This is a genomic window from bacterium, assembly GCA_019637795.1.
Lineage (GTDB): Bacteria > Desulfobacterota > Binatia > HRBIN30 > CADEER01 > JAHBUY01.
The window spans coordinates 436,215-453,655 of record JAHBUY010000003.1 but is presented as its reverse complement, the minus strand read 5'-3'; the positions used below and the strand labels follow the sequence as shown (position 1 = coordinate 453,655).

Below are 17,441 nucleotides of genomic sequence, written 5' to 3'. Positions count from 1 at the left end.
GTTAGGCAAAGCGCGGCGGCAGCGCGCCGTCCAGCTCTACCGCAGCCCCAGCTCGCGCAGCGGCAGCGGCCGGTCGCGCCAGCCGTCGCGCAGACCGCGCAGGTAGGCCGCGAGCTGCGCGGCGCGGCCGCTGCGGTGCGCGTCGCGGATGCGGGCCGGCAGCCCGGGCCGCTCGCGCAGGGCCAGGCGCGCGGCGTCGCGCCAGCCGAAGCGGCCGAGGCGGAGCCAGCCCTCGCGGTCGTAGACCATCGCCAGGTACTCGAGCGGGATCTCGCGCAGGCAGGCGAGCGCGAAGGCGCGGCGCTGCGCCGGCGTCGCGTGCGCCCGCATCAGTCGCACCAGGTTGCGGGCGCCGAGGTAGGCGCGCACGGGATTGAACGGCAGCGGCTCGGCGTTCGGCAGGTCGGGATGCGCCAGCGCGGTCGCCGCCGGCCGCGCCACCAGGCCGGCGGTGCTGCCCGAGCCGCGGTGGAAGACGCGCGAGTAGGGCTCGTAGAGCAGCGTCCAGCCGAGCCGGCGGGCGCGCAGGCACCAGTCGACGTCCTCGTGGTAGGCGAAGTAGGCTTCGTCGAACAGCCCGACCTCGCGCAGCGCCGCGGCGCGGAAGAGGACGCTGCAGCCGACCGCCACCTCGATCTCGACCCGCTGCCCGAATCCCGAGCCGGGCAGGCAGTTGACGCCGCGCAGCTTGACCGCGTCGCGCTCGCCGAAGCGGACCTCGGAATACGCCACGTCGAGCATCTCCGGCCGATCGGCGCGATGGATCGCGCTGCACACCGCCGCGGCGCGCGGCACGCCGTCGAGCGCCCAGTGCAGCGGCAGCAGGAAGTCGGGCGAGACGGTGGTGTCGTTGTTGAGCAGCAGGATGCGCTCGGCGCCGGCGTCGAGCGCGGCGCGCAGGCCGGCATTGTTGCCGCCGGCGTAGCCGCGGTTCTCCGCCAGGGCGATCAGCCGCTCCGCCGGCAGGCGGGCGCGCAGCGCCTCGCGCGAGCCGTCGCGCGAGCCGTTGTCGACGACGAACAGCTCCGCCCCCTGCAGGTCGGCCTGCGCCAGGCTGTCGAGACAGGCGAGGGTGGCCTCTCGCTGGTTCCAGTTGAGGACGACGATGGCGGTGGTCATCGTCCGAGCAATCGCGCCAGGATGACCAGCGCCGTCTGCAGATCCGCCGTGACGAAGACGGTGGAGACGCTGAAGAAGCCAACGGTGATCGCCGTGCTGAGCGTGGTGGCCGCGGGGTGGCGACGCCACCACGTGACGAGCCGGGCGGGAAGTCGGCGGCCAACGTCACGCGCCAGAACCGTGACCCAGATGAGCCCGGCGCCGTGCACGAGCCCGAAGACGATGAAATTCCATCCGAATCCGTGCCACAGGCCGATCAGGAGCATGGTCGCGAGCTGGCCGATCGCGAGCGCCAGGCGGTCGTGGCCGCGGACGCGGCGCATGAGACCGCGCGAGATCGGGGTGAACACGTAATAGCGCAGCCAGCCGGTGAGCGTCATGTGCCAGTGCGCCCAGAATTGCGCGAGGTTGCGGCGGGCCCAGGGCCGGTCGAAGTTCTCCTGGATCTCGTAGCCGTACATGGCGCTCAGCCCGATCGCGATGTCGGTATAGCCGGCGAGATCGAAATAGAGGCGCAGCGCATTGGCGATCAGCGCCAGAAAGAGGGCGGCGGGCGACTGCTGGGGCGGAGCCGCGAGCACCGGGTCCGTCCAGCGGGCCAGGTAGGAGGCGATCAGCAGCGCCTTGACGAGGCCGAAGAGGATGCGCTCGAGGCCGCCGAGCACCCGCGCCAGGTCGTAGTCGGGCGTCTGGACTCGGAAGTGCCCGAACGCCTCGATCGGTCCGCTCGGGTAGGTGGGAAGAAAGACCAACCATGCCGCCACCTCGCCCGCGGCGATGCCGGACACGACGCCGCGGGCGGCGTCGATCAGCGCCCCGGCGATCTTCAGCGTCAGGAACGACACGCCGAGGAACAGGAGACCCTTCTGGGTCGCGAGCGCGGTGGGCTGCGCGCCTGCGAGCTTGTTGACGGCGAACAGCGCGGCGCAGGCGAGGATCCCGGTGCTCAAGAGCAGCCGCCGCTGCGCCGCCCCCGGGTGCAGCGCGCGGAGCAGCAAGGTCGTGGTGGCGATCACGGCGGCGAGCAGCGGCAGCAGACGCCAGTCGACCAGCGCCAGCGCCGCCAGGCTGGCGATGGTCAGCACGTCGCGGCGGGCCGGCGCCGGGACCAGCAGCCAGTAGGCCGGAACGGCGGCGATGGCGAGCACGAGGCCGGCGAGCATGGGCGGGGGGCCCGCGGGCGGACCAGGACCGGGGTCAGCGCGCCGCGGCGGCGACGTAGGCGAGGATCTGGCGGATGGTGTCGAAGTGGGCGATCGTCACGTCCTGGTCCGGGATCGTCGCCCCGGTGGCGTCCTCGACGAAGGCCGCCAGGCGCATCAGCCCGGCGGAGTCGACGAGGCCGTGGCTCATCAGTCGCGTATCGACGTCCAGGTGCGGAGCCTCGACGCCGAGGTCGTCACGCAGGAAGGCGATCAGCCGAGCGGTCAGATCGGGCGGCAGATCAGGCATCCGGGGGCCCCACCTCCCTCGGCCGCGCCGCCGAGTCGCTAGCCATCTGCGCGGCGTAGCGCTCGCGCGTCGCGGCCCTCGCCAACTTGCCGCTGGTGGTCTTCTGAACGCCACCGGGCGGCACCAACAGCACATGGCGCAGCCCGAGCCCGGTGGCGTCGCTGACGGCGCGGCGAACGGCTTCGCGAAGGGGTTCGAGGGCGGCTCCCGTCTCGCGCGTTTCCGCTACTGCCACCAGGTCCTCCGTCCCACGCTCGTCGTTGAGGACGCCGAAGACCACCACGCATCCCTCGCGGATGCCGGGCACCTGGTTGATGGCCATCTCGACGTCGTGCGGGGCGTACTTCTCGCCGCCGACCACCAGAAGGTCCTTCTCGCGGGCGATGAAGAAGAGATCGCCAGCGGCGAGATAGCCGCGGTCGCCGGTATCGAGCCAGCCGCCGACCAACACCTCCGCGGTTCGCGCCGGGTCGCGGTGGTAGCCGACCGAGAGCGAATCGGAGCGCAACCAGATGCGCCCCACTGCTCGCTCCCCCAGGACGCGTCCGGCCTCGTCGCGGATCTCGACTCGGCAACGAGGCAGGCAGCGGCCGATCGCCACCGATGTCAGCCCCTCGCCCGCCGTCGGGAGGGCATCGCCGCGGCTCGCCAGCGCGGCGCGATCGATCACCTCGATTCGCGGCGGTTCTCCGATCGGATGCGCCGTGGCGATGGTGACGTTCTCAGCCAGTCCCCAGGCCGGTGTCATCGCCCGCGGGCGGAAGCCGTAGGGTTGGTACCGTGACGTGAAGGCCTCGATGGTGCTCGCGAGCACCGGTTCGGCGGCGTTGATCGCGACCCGCCAGGACGAGAGATCGAGGCCCTCCAGATCACGGTCCCCGACCCGCCTGGCGCAGAGCGTGTAGGCGAAGTTGGGGGCCCAGGAGATCGTTCCGCGATAGCGATGGATGGCCCACAGCCAGAGCGAGGGATCGCGCATGAAGTCCGTGGTCGGCATGAGCACGGTCGGGCAACCGCTCAGCAGCGGCAGGAGGAAGGCGTCGATCAGGCCCATGTCGTGGTAGAGCGGGATCCAATTGACGCTGATGTCCGCCGGCCGCAGGACGAGCCCATCGCGCACCGCGCGGATGTTGTTCAGCATCGCGCCGTGGGTGAGCAGGACGCCCTTGGGCGTTCCGGTCGAGCCCGAGGAGTACTGGACCGTGGCGACGTCGTTGCCGCCCACCGGGACCTGCCGCGCGGTTCCGGGCCGGGCCGCTGCGGGGGTCAGCACGGCGGTCGCCGCGGGCAGGGTCGTCGCCGCCCGCAGCAGCGCGACGACGTCGTCGTCGCCGCAGATCGCCGCCGCCGCGGCATTCTCGGCGATGCGGCCGACGTGACGAGCGTAGGCGGCGGGGGCGGCGAAACGGTTCGAGGGGCCGGCCGCCAGCGCGGGCACCATGCCGGCCAGCATGGCGCCGAAGTAGGCGCCGAGCAGCTCGGGCCCGGTGGGCAGGATGACGAGGACGATCGAGCCCGGCGCGTTGGCCGCGAAGACGGCGGCGTACTGCTGGGTGCGATTCCAGAGCTGGGCGATCGTCAGGCGCTGCTCGCCGCCGCGGCGGTCGAGGATGATCAGCGCCTCGTGCGCCGGGTGCTGCGCGGCCATCGTGGCCAGCGCGCCGGTGAGGGTCTCGGCCTCGTCCAGCAGCGAGGCCGGCACGCGGCTGGGGGGCAGCGGGGTCACGGAGAACCGCATCTGCCCATTGCTACACCGCGCCGCGCGGCGCGGGCAACCGAATCCTGTCGGCACCGCGGCACGGCAGCGGCGGCCTCACGCCGAGCGTCCGGCGTGCTTGACCATCGCGGGAGGCGGACGGAAGATCGCGCGATGGGTTGGCGTCGTGCGGCCGCGGGTTCGCCGATCACCTGGCTGCTGGCGCTGGCGTTCCTGGGGGTGATCGAGCTGGCGCTGCGCTCCACCGATCTGCTGTGGCGGCCGACGGCGTCGGAGAACGATCTCGGCCTGTTCGTGGCGCAGGTGGCGCAGAGCTACCAGGTCGCGCGCCGTCTCTACGGCCCGCCGCCGGCGCCGGCGGGCGAGCGGGTGGTGATCCTCGGCGACTCGCGCATCTGGTTCGGCGCCCAGGCGGCGTATGTCGAGCGCGAGCTGCGGCGGCAGGCACCCGGGCGCGACGTGCGGGTCGAGCAGCTCGCGATCTTCGGCGCCCGCATCGGCGACCTCGCCGCGCTCGGCCGCCAGCTCGCCCGCCTGCGCCCGAGCCTGATCGTGATCGCCGTCGACGGCATCGAGCTGCTGCCGTACGCCAATGGCGGCTACGGCCAGTGGCCGCAGCGGATCTTCGACACCGGCGCGGCGCGGGGGTCGCTGGCGCCCGGCGGCTGGCAGGAGCAGATGGACCGCTGGGCGCGCACCGTCTCGTGGCTGTACCGCTTCCGCCTCTTCGGACGCATGCTGCTGACCGATCGCCTGCTCGACCGGCCGGCGACGCCGCCGCTGCCGGACCACTTCGAGTCGACCGCCGACGTCCACCGCTTCCTGCACGGCGACCGCGCTCCCGCCATCGAGGCGGCGTACCAGGCCTGGCGGGCGGCGCCGACCCTCGACCACTTCGTCGCCTACCTGCGCAGCAAGGACCCGCTGCGTCCCATCGACCGCACCGTGCCGCGCGGCACGGCGCTCGCCGCCGACAGCCCGGCGTTGCGCGGCCTCGGCGAGCTGCTCGACGAGCTGACGGCGGTGGCGCCGGTGATCGTCCTGCTCGGCCCGGAGAACCCGCTGCTCGATGCCGACGCCGCGGGCCGCTATCACGAACCGGGCTTCTCCGACGCGGCGGCGGCGCGCATCGCGGCGGTCGCCGCGGCGCACGGCGCGCGGGTGGTCGATGGCCGGCGCTGGTTGCCGGCCGACGCCTTCTTCGACTTCCTCCATCCCTTTCCCGACGTGAGCGGGCTGCAGGGCCCGCTGGCGACGGAGATCCTGCATGGCCTCGGATCCTGAACGCCCGTCCTGGATGGCCGTGGTGTTGATGGCGATGGTCTACGCCGTCTGCATCGCCGCCCTGATCCTCTACGCGCCGGTCGGCGAGCACGTGTTCGTCTACCAGGCGTTCTGAGCGTCAGCGCAGGCCGAGGCGGCGCAGCGGCAGCGGGCGGTCGAGCACGCCGTCGCGCAGGCCGCGCACCAGCTCGACGACCTGCGCGTCGCGGCCCTCGCGATGGGCGCGCCAGGCCTCGCGCCCGAGCCAGGCCGGCAACGCCAGGAGCCGGGCGCCGGCGCGCAGCCCGCGCGCCAGGCCGGCGAGCGGCGGGCGGTCGCCGTCGTCCAGGCAGTGCAGGGCGAGGGCGCGGCGAAAGCCGAAGGCGCCGATCTTCAGCGCCTCCTCCTCGCGCATCAGCATGGCGAGGTACTCGAGCGGCACGTTGTAGGCGCTCGACAGCGCGAAGTAGAGGCGCTCGCGCCAGCCGCCGTTCTTGCGCACGAAGCGCACCGTGTTGCGCGCCCCGAGATAGGTGCGCACGGGATTCCACGACAGCGGCATCGGTCGGTTCAGCTCGGCCTTGCGCCGGCGCGGGACGCGGCGCGGCTGATCGAAGCGCTCGGTGCTCTTCGAGCCGCCGTGGAAGACGCGCGCCAGCGGCTCGTAGCACAGGCGGTAGCCGGCGCGGCGGGCGCGCAGGCACCAGTCGACCTCCTCGTGATAGGCGAAGTAGGCGTCGTCGAGCGGGCCGATCGCCTGCAGCGCCTCGCGGGTCATCAGCAGGCAGCAGCCGACCGCGGCATCGACCTCGCGCCGCTGCGCGAAGCCGGCGCCGGGCAGCGCGTTGACGCCGAGGCGGCGCACGATGCCGTGCCCCCAGTAGAGCTCGAGCCAGGCGACGTCGAGCATCTCGGGATGGTCGGCGCGCAGGATGGCGCTCGACACGCCGGCGATGGCGCGGTCCGCGTTCACCGCCCAGAGCAGGAAGGTGAGGAAGTCCGGCGCCACCTGGGCGTCGTTGTTGAGCAGCAACACGCCCTGCGCGCCGGCGGCGAGCGCCGCGGCGATGCCGGCGTTGTTGCCGCCGGCGTAGCCCTCGTTGCGCGGCAGGGCGACGATCCACTGCTCGGGGAAGCGGGCGCGGATGCGCTCGACCGAGCCGTCGGCCGAGCCGTTGTCCACCACCAGCGTGCGGGCGCCGTCGAGGTCGGCGGCGGCGAGGCTCTCCAGGCAGGCGATGGTCGCCTCCGGCTGGCGCCAGTTGAGCACCACGATGACGACGTCGGCGGCGCGCAGCCGGGCGCCGCGCAGCCACACCCGGCGGACCGCGGCGCGGCGGGCGCGCCGCCCGGGCAGGCGCAGGCGCCGCGGGTGGTCGATCCACACCTCGACGGCGAGCGTGCTGTCGATCGGCGGCGAGGCGCGCAGCGGCAGCTCGAGGATCTGCCAGCGGGCGGCCGGCACCCGGAAGCAGCCCTCGACGTAGGGGCCGAAGTCGCGGTGCCGGCCGACCTCGGCATCGCCGGCGAACAGGCGGACGACCGCCTGCGATCCGCGGCGTCCCGGGACCCAGACCTCGACCCCGACGTGGGTCGGGACGCCCGCCACCCGCACCGCGGCGCGGGCGCCGGTGTCCGCCCAGCGCGTCGGCGTCCCGTCCGGCCCCGGCGCCGGCTCGTCGAAGCCGGCGCCGTAGCGCACCGGCGCAACGGCGCCGGGGACGGCGTCGGCGGCAGCGGCGGTCTCGGCGTCGGCCACGGGAGAACGAGTCTGGGGAAGATCGCGCCGCCGCGCGCGCCGTCGCGCCTACTGGACGTAGCCGAGGGCGCGCAGGCGCTCGCGCGCGGCGGGGTCGAGGGTGGTCTCGTCGACCGGCTTCGCATCCGGCGCGGCTTTGAACTGGCTCGGCTGCCAGGCGCGTTCGGCGAGGGCGCGCAGGGTGTCCAGCGCGACCGGCTCGGCGGCGGCGCGGTTGCGCCGTTCGAGCGGGTCGGCGGCGAGGTCGTACAGCTCGTCCGACTCGGCGGCGCCGTAGGTGGCGATCAGCTTGTCGCGACCGTCGCGCAGCGCCATCTGGCGATCGCAGAGCACGACCACCGGCGGCGGCGGATCGGGGTGGGCGAGGCCGAGGCCGGGGAGGACGTGGCCGCGCATCCACGGCGGCGGCGCGAGGTCGAGCAGGGCCAGCACGGTGGGCGCCAGGTCGATCAGCGACACCGGCGTCTTGACGCGCCGCGGGCCGGGGCGCCGCGGGTCGCGCACCAGCAGGGGCACGCGGACCAACTCCTCGTACGCGCGGAGCTGGCAACTGTGACCGCGCTGGTCGTGTTCGTCGAGGCCCTCGCCGTGATCCGAGGTGACGATGACGATGGTGTGCCCGTCGGCCTCGACGTCGCGCAGCGTCTGCAGCAGGGCGCCGAGCCGTCCGTCCGTTTCGGCGATCAGCGCCCGGTAGTGCGCGTCCAGCTTGGTGTACGTGGCGGCATCGAGCTCCGGCCAGGTGCCGAATCCATCGCCGGCGCCGGGCGGCAGGAAGGGGCAGCGGTCGTGCACGTCGTAGGTGTGGACGAAGAGGAAGAACGGGCGGTCGCCGTTGGCGCGCAGCCAGTTGTCGGCGCGCCGGAACACCTCGCCGCCGTCGAAGCGATCGGGCGGGCAGGCGTCGGCGACGTGCGTGGGCTGGGCGAACTCGTAGTAGACATCGAAGCCGCGGCGGAAATCGAAGGGCAGGCCGAGGAAGCCGCCGCCGGTGAAACCGGCGGTCGTCCAGCCGTGCTGGCGCAGGAGCTCGGCGAGCGGCTGCTCGGGGATGTCGAGGGCGGCGGCGTCGCGCTGCTGGGCGCGCAGGCCGGCGGGGGTGTCGGGCAGGTGGGCGCCGTAGAACAGCGAGGCGTGCGAGGGCAGGGTCCACATCGCCGGGCTGTAGGCGTCGGTGAACATGACGCCGCTGTTCGCCAGGCGGTCGAGCACCGGGGTGCGCACCACGTCGTCGCCGTAGACGCCGACCCGGTCGGCGCGCAGGGTGTCGATCGAGACCAGGAGGACCGACAACGGCGCATCCGCCGCGCGGCGTGGGATCAACGCCGGCGTGGCGACGGCGGAGCGCAGGAGGCGGCCGATCGATCCCGAGACCAACTCGCGGTTGATCACCACGCGCGGGTCGACGAGGCCGTCGGCGTCGATCTCGACCAGCATGTCGTGCCAACCCACCTCGCCGGTCTCGAAGCGCTGCAGCAGGCGATCGGGCACGCCCCGGCCGCGCAGCGAGACGTCGAGTCGGACCACGCCGCCCTCGCCCTCCAGCGGCGTCAGGCCGAGCGCGATGCTGAGCCGCGAGCGCACCGCCTCCGGGCCGATGGGCAATTCGTGCGATTGCTGATTGCGCGGCAGCACGCCGCGTTCCTCGCCCCCGATGCGCACTCGCCCGGGCGGCACGTCGAGGTTGACGCTGGCGGCGGCCGGCGTCGGCACCGCCGCGGTCGGCGTCGCGGCGCCGCCGGACGGCGCGCGCTGGCAGCCGGCGCTCAGGGCGAGCGTCGCCACGAACAGCCCAAGGACCCGGGAGCACGGCATCAGACCCTCACCCTCCCACATCCGCACCGCTGCATCGAGACCTCGCGTCCGCTTTCTCGCCGATCGCCGGCGCGCGTGACGGCGGCGCTGCTGGCCGGCGCGCCATCGCCGCCCGCGCCCCGGGGTTGCGACTGACGGCGCCGCTTGGCAGCTTCGAGTGGTTCCGCATGCGTCCGGTCGTCGGTGCCCTCGTCGGGCTGCTCGCGCTGGCGCTCGCCGCCTGCCAGCGGCCGGCGCCGCCACCGACCGTCGTCGTCGTGCTGCTCGACACGCTGCGCGCCGACCGGCTGGGGTGCTACGGCAACGACCAGCACCTGACCCCCTATCTCGACCAACTGGCGGAGCGCGGCGTGCGCTTCGAGCGCGCCTGGGGTACCAGCTCGTGGACCATGCCGTCGGTGGCCTCGCTCTTCACCTCCCGCTATCCGAGCCAGCACGGCGTGCAGACCATGGAGTCGCGCCTGGCCGACGGGGAAACGACCCTGGCCGAGGTCCTGGCGGCGCGCGGCTGGGCGGCGGCTGGCTTCAGCGCCAACCTCCTGGTCGGCGCGCCGCACGGGTTCGGCCAGGGATTCGATCCCTGGCTGGTGCCGGCGGTCGAAACGCCGACCGACAAGGTGCGCGGCCCGCGCCTGCGCGCCGACGGCGCGCGCTGGCTCGATCAGCAGCCGGCCGGCGGCAGGCCGCTGCTGCTGTACTACCAGTTCATGGAGCCGCACGCGCCGTACGATCCGCCCGAGCCGTACCGCGGCCGCCATGTCCGCGCGCACGCGCCGGGCGACGTCGAGGCGGCGGCGCAGGTCATGGCCGAGCACAAGATCTGGAATCGCCCGGCCGAGCAGATCGCGCTCCTCGCCTCGCTCTACGATGGCGAGGTGGCGGCCGCCGACGAGGAGGTGCGGCTGCTGTTCGCCGATCTCGAGCGTCGCGGCCTCCTCGCGAACGCGGTGGTGGTCATCACCGCCGACCACGGCGAGGAATTCGGCGAGCGCGGCGCGCTGTCGCACGGCTTCACGCTCTTCGAGGAGCAGGTGCGGGTGCCGTTGATCGTTCTCGCGCCCGGGCTGGCGCCGGCGGTGGTGCGCCAGCCGGTGTCGCTGGTCGACGTCGCGCCGACGCTGCTCGAGCTGGTCGGGGTGCCGGCGCCGCCGGCGTTCGAGGGGCGCTCGCTGGTGCCGCTGATGCGCGGCGCGGCGGCGCCGCCGGTGGAGCTGGTCGCCGAGCTCGAGGCGATGGGCCCGCGCAAGGCGATGCGCAAGCACCAGCAGGCGCTGCTGCGCGGCGACCACAAGCTGCTGCGCTCGCCGAACCCGTTCATCGCCCCGCAGGTCTTCGACCTCGCCACCGATCCCGGCGAGCGCCAGCCCGACCCGCCGGCGCTGGCCGACGAGCGCGAGGCCATGCTGGGCGACCTCGACCGGCTCGTCGCCCGCCTCGCCGAGCGCGCCAGCCCGGCGTCGGCGCCGGTCGAGCTCGACGCGGCGACGCGCGAGAAGCTGCGCGCCCTCGGCTACGGCGGCGACTGAGACGCGGCGGCGGCGCGGCGGGCGCGGACCCGCTCGAGCATGGCGTCGAGCGGCGCCCGCAGGCGCTCGGCGACCTTGCGGTGGCCGGCGGCGGTGACGTGCACGCTGTCGAAGAAATCGTCGTCCGCCAGTTGGTCGTGGAGATCGACGAACGCGAGCCCGCGCCGGCTCGCCTCGGGACCGATCCAGGCGCCGAAGTCCGCCATGTCCTGGTAGGTGAAGCGGGCGCTGAAACACTGGCCGGAGGGATTGGCGGCGAGCGGCCAGTAGACCACCATCACCTCGACGCCGGTCTCCCGGTGCAGCGCTTCGAGCTCCGCCAGGATGTTCCAGCTCTGCCAGTCGGCGAAGTGCCGCAACTGCTTGGCCATGACCTCTTCGCAGTCGTAGGGAGCCGCCGGTTTGCGATTGCTGCCCGGCGGCACCCCGGGCGGCGCGCCGAGCGCCGTGGGCAGAACGGCGCCGAGCTCGCCGGCGGCGGCGCGCGTCAGGCTGCCGAGATCGCGCAGGCGTTCGAGCAGCGGCGCGCGCGCGTCGGCGCGGGCGGGGAAGGCGGCGTAGCGCTGGACCGGCTCCTCGAGGCCGCGCGGCGGGTCGGCGAGCATCTCGCGCACGACGTTGCGATTGCTGGCGAAGAAGGCGTACGGCGGCCCGTAGAGGTTGGGCGCGACGTGGACGAACTCCGCCAGCGTCAGCGGGTAGATGATGGCATCCGGGTGAAAGGCCATCGCTTCGCGCAGGATGATGGCGTCGCGCAGTTGATAGGGGTTCACCCAGGCGAGGTTGAAGACCGCCGCGTCGACGCCGGCGGCGGCCAGATCGGCGGTGAGCAGGGCGCTGAAGGTCTCGGAGGCCCAGATGCCGAGCCCGAACACGGCGCTGCTCCCCAGGACGATGACCCGCATCTCGTCCGGCCGCAGGGCGGCGTGCCAGCAGAGCTGGTGCTGGCGCAGCGCCAGGGGCAGCCAGTTGACGCGCGGCGCCGGCGAGGAGTGCAGGCGCTGGCCGCCCTCGAAGACCGGCGGCAGGCACCACGTCGGCATCGCCCGCGCCGGCGCCGCGGCCGCCGCCAGGAGCAGGGCGGCGGCGATCAGAAGGCGACGTAGATGAAGGGCGGCGCGCTGTTGTTCCACAGCGACAGGACGGCCATCAGCATGAGCGCGTCGAGGAGGATGCGGCCGGCGATCCGGAGCGAGGTCCACACCTCGCCAGCAAGCCACAGCCGCGCCGCAATGGAAAGCCCGCACGCGCTCAGCCCAGGCCCACCAGCGCCGCCGCCATGCCGGGCAGGCGCTCGACCGGGTAGAAGAAGAGCAGCCAGCCGAGGGACACCCAGGTGTAGGTGACCAGCCAGCCGAGGGCGCGCTCGCCGCGCGAACCCTCGAAGAGCCGCGGCCGGCGCAGGCGCGCCGCCGCTTCGAGGGCGAGGCCGCCGCCGTGCCACAGTCCCCAGAGCGCGAAATTCCAGGCCGCGCCGTGCCACAGGCCGCAGATCACCATGGCGAGCAGCAGATTGACGCCGCGGCGGACGCGGTTGCCGCCGAGCGGGATGTAGACGTAGTCGCGGATCCAGGTGCTCAGGCTCATGTGCCAGCGGCGCCAGAATTCGCGCAGGCTGGTGGAGAAGTAGGGGCGGTCGAAGTTCTCCGGCACCCGCAGCCCGATGGTCTGGCCGAGGCCGATCGCCATGTCGGTGTAGCCGGCGAAGTCGTAGTAGATGCGCCAGCCCTGCAGCACCGCGAGCGCCAGGACGATGGCGGCGCTCGGGTGCGGCACCTTCTCCAGCGGCGTGATCAGCTCGACCAGCAGGTCGGCGATGCAGACCTTCTTGAACAGGCCGAGCAGGATGCGGCGCGCGCCGGCCAGCCACTGCTCGGCGTCCGGGTTGTCGAGCTGCTCGAGCTGCGGCACGAAGTCGGGAAAGCGCTTGATCGGGCCCGCGGCGAGGGTCGGGAAGAAGACGGCGAAGATGGCGAAGTGCATCGGGTTGCGCACCGGTTGGTGGCCGCGCACCCGCACCTCGTACAGGTAGTGGACGAACTCGAAGGTGAAGAACGAGACGCCGAGGGGGATGGCCGGCGAGCGCCAATCGGTCATCCAGGTGGCCGACACCAGGCCGAGGGCGTTCAGGGGGAGGCGGACGCTCTCGAACAGAAAGTCGGCGTACTTGTAGAGCACCAGCGCGCCCACCAGGACCACCATGCTGAACGCGGTCACGGCGCGGGCGCTCGGCGCCAGTCCCACCAGGTAGGTGAACAGCGCCAGGGCGACGATCGGCAGCATGCCGGCCGGACCGGCGAAGTGGTACTGGAAGATCAGGCTCGCCAGCAGCACCCAGGCCGGCTTCAGCGACCGCGGAACGATCAGGTACAGCGGCACGACCAGGGCGCTGAAGCCCCAGAACCAGTTGCTGAGGAAGAGCATCGGCTAGTCTCGATACGACAAAACAACTTCACCACGGAGACACGGAGCCACGGAGGGTGCAGCGTGGGAATGGCGGGTGGGCGCGATCCCCATGGCCATTGCTGATGGCGTTGCGGATCTCGCCTCCGAACCCTCTCTTGTCCAGGTGACTCCGTGTCTCCGTGCCTCCGTGGTGAAATGTTTTCGTCACGTCAAGGCTGGCTCGGATGATTCACCAGCTCGCGTCGCGAGCGCGCCGAGGGTGCGGCAGGTCTGGCCAAGCGCAACGACGACCGACGCAGACGGACTCGACAGTCCGTCGCGGAGGTACGGAGCGGGCGCGGCCAGCGATGGCGTGCCCTCGGTGCGCGCAGGAGCGAGCTCATGAATGATCCGGGCTGGCGGCGGCCGGCGGCTCAGGGCGCGGCGGGGGGGGCGTCCGGGGCGGGTGTCGTCGGGACGGCGGGGATGACCAGGGGCGCCGGGACCACCGGCGCGGGCGGGGTCAGGATGTGGGCGGCGAGCGCCTGCGCGATCAGGGCGTGGCCCTCGGCGTCGGGCAGGTTGGAGTCGGCCATCAGCGGCACGACGCCGAAGCGGTCGACGCCGTTGGTCGCCGGCGCGACGCGCAGGGTCGGATTGCGCTGCGTGCCGCGCGTGAACTCGCGCACCGGGCCGAGCACCGAGGCGCCGCGATAGGTGTAGGCGAAGCGCTCGCCGAGGCGACCGGGGACCAGGGCGGTGAAGACGTCGTCGTGCGCGACCTGATCGCCGCCGCTGCCGTCGTCGCGCATCGGCACCAGCGTGCTCTCGCCGCCGCGGACGATTTCGAGCCAGATCTCGAAGTGCGCCGGCGCTTCGACCCGGAACGCCACCTGGCCGGGCTGCGGCGGCGGCGCCGGCAACTGGTGCTGCACCGCGACGTCGGTGGCGCGCTGCCGGGCGACGGCGCGCACGGCGCCGACGGCGTCGAGATAGTCGGCGCCGCTCTGTCGGACGCCGCGGCGGATGCCGTCCAGCGCGTCGGTGGCGGCGAAGTCGGCGTTGAGCACCAGCAGGCGGCCGCCGGCGGACTCCACGGCCTGCTGCGCCGCGACGATCGCCAGGGTGAGATCGTCGAGGGAGGCGCGCTGGACGAGGTCGGCCTTCGGGGTCGGCAACGGCTCCTGGCCGACCAGGGCGATGAACAGGCGCACCGCCGTCGAGCCGTTGACGAGCGCGTCGACCCACGGCGGCGGACCGTCCGCCGCGCGCTGCATGCGGGCGTCGTCCGACTCGGCGGCGCGGAGCAGGCGGTCGGCGGATCCGAACGCGAACACCACCAGGTCGGGCCGCAGCGCCAGCGCCTGGCGGCGCAGCAGCTCGAGGCCCTGACGGCTGGTGTACCCGGGGACGGCGAGATTGATCACCTCGTACGTTCCCGGCGCCGCCTCCTCCAGGCGCGCCGCCAGTTGCCGCGGGTACGCCTGCTCGTCGTCGACATAGGCGCCGAAGCTCACCGCGTCGCCGAGCACGACGATGCGCGTCACGCCGGGGGCCTTGGCGGCGGCGAAGGGCGGGGTGCGATAGCCGCTGGCGTTGGTGTGGACGCGGAAGCGCGGGATGCCCAGGTCGAAGGCGTTGCTGCGCGGCAGCTCGGCGTTGGCGTCGGGGGCGAGCGCGAACAGCAGATCGTGGTCGGGGCGCAGCAGGTCGGGCAGCCCCGTGCTGTCGAGGTTGCGCCCCAGGGAGACCCGTGGCGGCTCCGGCAGCAGGGTCGGCCAGGCCGCGACCAGCCCGCGCGCCGCCAGCTCGAGCGCGGCCGCGACGGCGACGAGGGCGAGCGGAACGGTGAGCCAGCGGGAACGGGCCGAGGCCATGCGGCGGCCGACGCGCTTACTTGCGGGCGCGGGTGACGAAGAAGATGCCGCCGGCGGCGGCCCACGGACCGAGGCCGCGGATCGCCGCCGCGACGGCGCGGCCGATGGGGCCGAACTCGTACGGCGGCTTGGGCTCGTAGCGGAAGAAGCAGCCGAGGTCGCAGGCGTCGCAGAACAGCCCCTTCTGCCAGGGGGCGAAGAAGTCGTCGGGCTTGACCTCGAGCACCTCAAAGTCGGTGCGCCGCAGGAAGCCCTCCATCTCGGCCCGCGTGTAGCGGAACTCGGTGAAGCCGAGGCCGCGGCCGCGCCACTTCCACACCTGCCACAGCGCCATCAGCAGCGGATTCACGACGAAGCGGCGGAAGGCGTTGTTGAACGGCACGACGACGAAGAACAGGCCGCCGGGCTTGAGCACGCGGTGGATCTCGCGGAACAGCGCCTCCGGCCCCTCCTCGAAGTGCTCGGCGACGTACGAGGAGAAGCAGGCGTCGAAGGTGTCGTCGGCGTAGGGCGTCTGCAGCACCGTGCCGCGCACCAGGTTCATGTCCGGATCGTGCTCGTGGGCCAGGCGCAGCGGCCCCCAGGCGTCGTCGACCCCGTAGGCGCGGTTGCCGAGCGATTCGAAGAACGCCATCCAGCGGCCGCTGCCGCATCCCGACTCGAGGATCTTCAGACCGCCCTGGCCGAGGTACTGGCGGAAGGTCGGCGTCGCCATCTCGTGGTCGCGGATGGTCGACAGGTGGACGTCGAAGTACCGCTTGCCCGGGTAGTCCTTGGCCCAGGCCGCATCCACCTTGTAGGTCTCGTCGAGACCCTTGGTGACCTCCTCGACCAGATACTGCTTGAAGCTCACGCCGGCGATCCCCCTCGAACGATGTGCCAAACCACAGATGCGGGCCGAGTGCCACAGCCGATTGCAGGATCGGCGCCGCCCGGCGCCCGCGACCCGCGCCGCCCGGCGGGCCGGAAGCCGATCAGTGCGTATAGCCCAGCGCGCGCATGCGCTCCTTGGTGTCCTCGTCGATGACGGCGGCGCCGCCCGTGCCGTCGCCGCCGTGCGCCGCCGCGGCCTGCAGCGGCTCGGTGACGCGCTCGAGCGCCGCGCGGACGGGGGCGGCGACCGCGTCGCCGTGCCGTTCCGCGGGGTCGCTGGCGAGCTCGTAGAACTCGCGTTGGCCGTCGACCCCGGCGATCATCTTGTCGCTGCCGATGATCACGGCCCGCTCGTGCGGCGAGTAGCGGGTGGCGTTGGCGACCTTGATCAGCTCGCTCACCACCGGCGGCTCGCCGGCGGTGCGCGCGGCGAACCAGTTGCGCAGCCCCGCCAGCGACCAGGCGCCATCGCGGCCGCGGCGCAGCAGCGGCGCCAACGAGCGCCCCTCGTAGGCGGCGGGGCGGGCGATGCCGGCGAGGTCGAGCAGGGTCGGCGCGACGTCGACGAGCGAGACGTTGCGGCGCACGTCGTAGCGCGCGCGCTGGCCGGGCAGGTGGATGATCAGCGGCACGCGGATGACTTCCTCGTACAGCGTCTTGTCGTGGCCGATCAGGCCGTGCTCGAGGAACTCCTCGCCGTGGTCGGCCATGACGACGACGATCGCATCGTCGAGCACGCCGCGCCGGCCGAGCTCGGTGAAGAGCTCGCGCAGGGCCATGTCGATGCTCAGCACCTCGGCGTCGTAGAGATCCTTGGTGGCCTGCATCAGCGCCGGGTCTTTGCTGAAGTCCACCAGGGTCCAGATCCTGAAGGCTTGGTTGACGGCCGCGGCGTCGGGCAGCGGTTGGTCGCCCATCACCGTGGCCAGCGCCTCCGGCCGCGGCGCGAAGGGGACGTGCGGCTCCATGTAGTGCAGGTAGAGGAAGCGCGGCGCCTGGATCGGCCGGTGATCGAGCCAGGCGAGCGCCTCGCGGTTGATGCGGTCGGCGCTCGCCTTTTCGATCTGGCCGGGCGTCGTCGGATCGATGCGGGCGTAGTTGTCGAAAGTGGCGAAGCCCTGATCGTAGCCGAGGTTGGCGCGCAGCAGGAAGTTGGCGACGAAGGCGCCGCTGTCGTAGCCACCGGCGCGCAGCGCCTCCGCCAGCGTGTCCTCCTCGGCCGGCAGCACGGACGAGAAGGAGGTGACGCCGGTTTGCGACTGGTAGCGCGAGGTGAACAGCGAGGCGACCGAGGCGCTGGTCCACGAGCTCTGCGCGTAGGCGTTGTCGAAGACGGTCGAGCGCGCGGCCAGCTCGTCGAGGAAGGGCGACAGGCCGCGCGTGTTGCCGTAGACGCCGAGCCGGTCGGGACGCAGGGTGTCGATGAGCACCAGGACGATGTTGGGCGGCGTCGCCGGGGTCCGGCTGCAGCCCGCGGGGAGCAGCAGCGCCAGCAGGGCGAGGGCGCGAAGGGCGCGAACGATCGACATCACGGAATGGGGAGGAGCCTGAATCTCAGGGGCTACCAGACGGAGATGGGTTATGCCATCGCGACGGCGAGGGGCACGATGTCGCCCGCCGCGCCTGCTGGTCGATGCCCCGGTTCCGGCGCCGAT

General features: G+C 73.1%; 13 protein-coding genes. 2 read left to right on the top strand and 11 right to left on the bottom strand.

Annotated features, from left to right (window positions below; genetic code table 11):
* Positions 1–36 precede the first annotated feature (36 nt).
* From KF840_11945 to KF840_11930, 4 genes are read right to left on the bottom strand one after another with little or no spacing between them, the layout of a single operon-like run.
* Positions 37–1,119: a glycosyltransferase family 2 protein gene (locus KF840_11945; GenBank protein ID MBX3025608.1), complete on the bottom strand. Its 1,083-nt coding sequence runs from the start codon at positions 1,117–1,119 to the stop codon at positions 37–39.
* A complete protein-coding gene (locus tag KF840_11940; GenBank protein MBX3025607.1) occupies positions 1,116–2,282 on the bottom strand; it encodes a hypothetical protein in 1,167 nt (388 codons plus the stop codon). Before KF840_11940 ends, KF840_11945 begins: the two co-directional genes overlap by 4 nt.
* A gap of 34 nt (positions 2,283–2,316) precedes the next feature.
* Complete coding sequence (locus KF840_11935; GenBank protein ID MBX3025606.1) at positions 2,317–2,571, bottom strand: acyl carrier protein; 255 nt, start codon at positions 2,569–2,571, stop codon at positions 2,317–2,319.
* Entirely contained in the window at positions 2,564–4,309 is a 1,746-nt protein-coding gene (locus KF840_11930; GenBank protein MBX3025605.1) for an AMP-binding protein, read from the bottom strand. Before KF840_11930 ends, KF840_11935 begins: the two co-directional genes overlap by 8 nt.
* A gap of 132 nt (positions 4,310–4,441) precedes the next feature.
* Between KF840_11930 and KF840_11925 the strand changes: the two genes are divergently transcribed.
* Positions 4,442–5,572: a hypothetical protein gene (locus tag KF840_11925; GenBank protein MBX3025604.1), complete on the top strand. Its 1,131-nt coding sequence runs from the start codon at positions 4,442–4,444 to the stop codon at positions 5,570–5,572.
* A 118-nt stretch (positions 5,573–5,690) separates the two neighbouring features.
* On the opposite strand, the gene KF840_11920 is transcribed toward KF840_11925, so the two are convergent.
* Both KF840_11920 and KF840_11915 read right to left on the bottom strand, forming a co-directional pair.
* Complete coding sequence (locus KF840_11920; GenBank protein ID MBX3025603.1) at positions 5,691–7,310, bottom strand: glycosyltransferase family 2 protein; 1,620 nt, start codon at positions 7,308–7,310, stop codon at positions 5,691–5,693.
* Positions 7,311–7,358: 48 nt separating this feature from the next.
* On the bottom strand, positions 7,359–9,125 hold the full coding sequence (locus KF840_11915) for a sulfatase (GenBank protein MBX3025602.1): 1,767 nt from the start codon (positions 9,123–9,125) through the stop codon (positions 7,359–7,361).
* A gap of 167 nt (positions 9,126–9,292) precedes the next feature.
* Between KF840_11915 and KF840_11910 the strand changes: the two genes are divergently transcribed.
* The gene (locus KF840_11910) at positions 9,293–10,651 is read left to right on the top strand and encodes a sulfatase-like hydrolase/transferase (GenBank protein MBX3025601.1); all 1,359 of its coding nucleotides are present in this window, start codon (positions 9,293–9,295) and stop codon (positions 10,649–10,651) included.
* Here the strand turns inward: KF840_11910 and KF840_11905 are convergent.
* The 5 genes from KF840_11905 to KF840_11885 form a co-directional block, all read right to left on the bottom strand.
* Positions 10,636–11,694, bottom strand: coding sequence for a hypothetical protein (locus KF840_11905; protein MBX3025600.1), 1,059 nt, complete (start codon positions 11,692–11,694; stop codon positions 10,636–10,638). The two genes, KF840_11910 and KF840_11905, sit on opposite strands and share 16 nt — an antisense overlap.
* Positions 11,695–11,902: 208 nt before the next feature.
* On the bottom strand, positions 11,903–13,075 hold the full coding sequence (locus KF840_11900; GenBank protein MBX3025599.1) for an MBOAT family protein: 1,173 nt from the start codon (positions 13,073–13,075) through the stop codon (positions 11,903–11,905).
* Between the two features lie 395 nt (positions 13,076–13,470).
* Complete coding sequence (locus KF840_11895) at positions 13,471–14,913, bottom strand: SGNH/GDSL hydrolase family protein (protein MBX3025598.1); 1,443 nt, start codon at positions 14,911–14,913, stop codon at positions 13,471–13,473.
* 16 nt (positions 14,914–14,929) lie between these two features.
* On the bottom strand, positions 14,930–15,766 hold the full coding sequence (locus KF840_11890) for a class I SAM-dependent methyltransferase (GenBank protein MBX3025597.1): 837 nt from the start codon (positions 15,764–15,766) through the stop codon (positions 14,930–14,932).
* A 121-nt stretch (positions 15,767–15,887) separates the two neighbouring features.
* A complete protein-coding gene (locus tag KF840_11885) occupies positions 15,888–17,315 on the bottom strand; it encodes a sulfatase (GenBank protein MBX3025596.1) in 1,428 nt (475 codons plus the stop codon).
* Between the last annotated feature and the right edge of the window lie 126 nt (positions 17,316–17,441).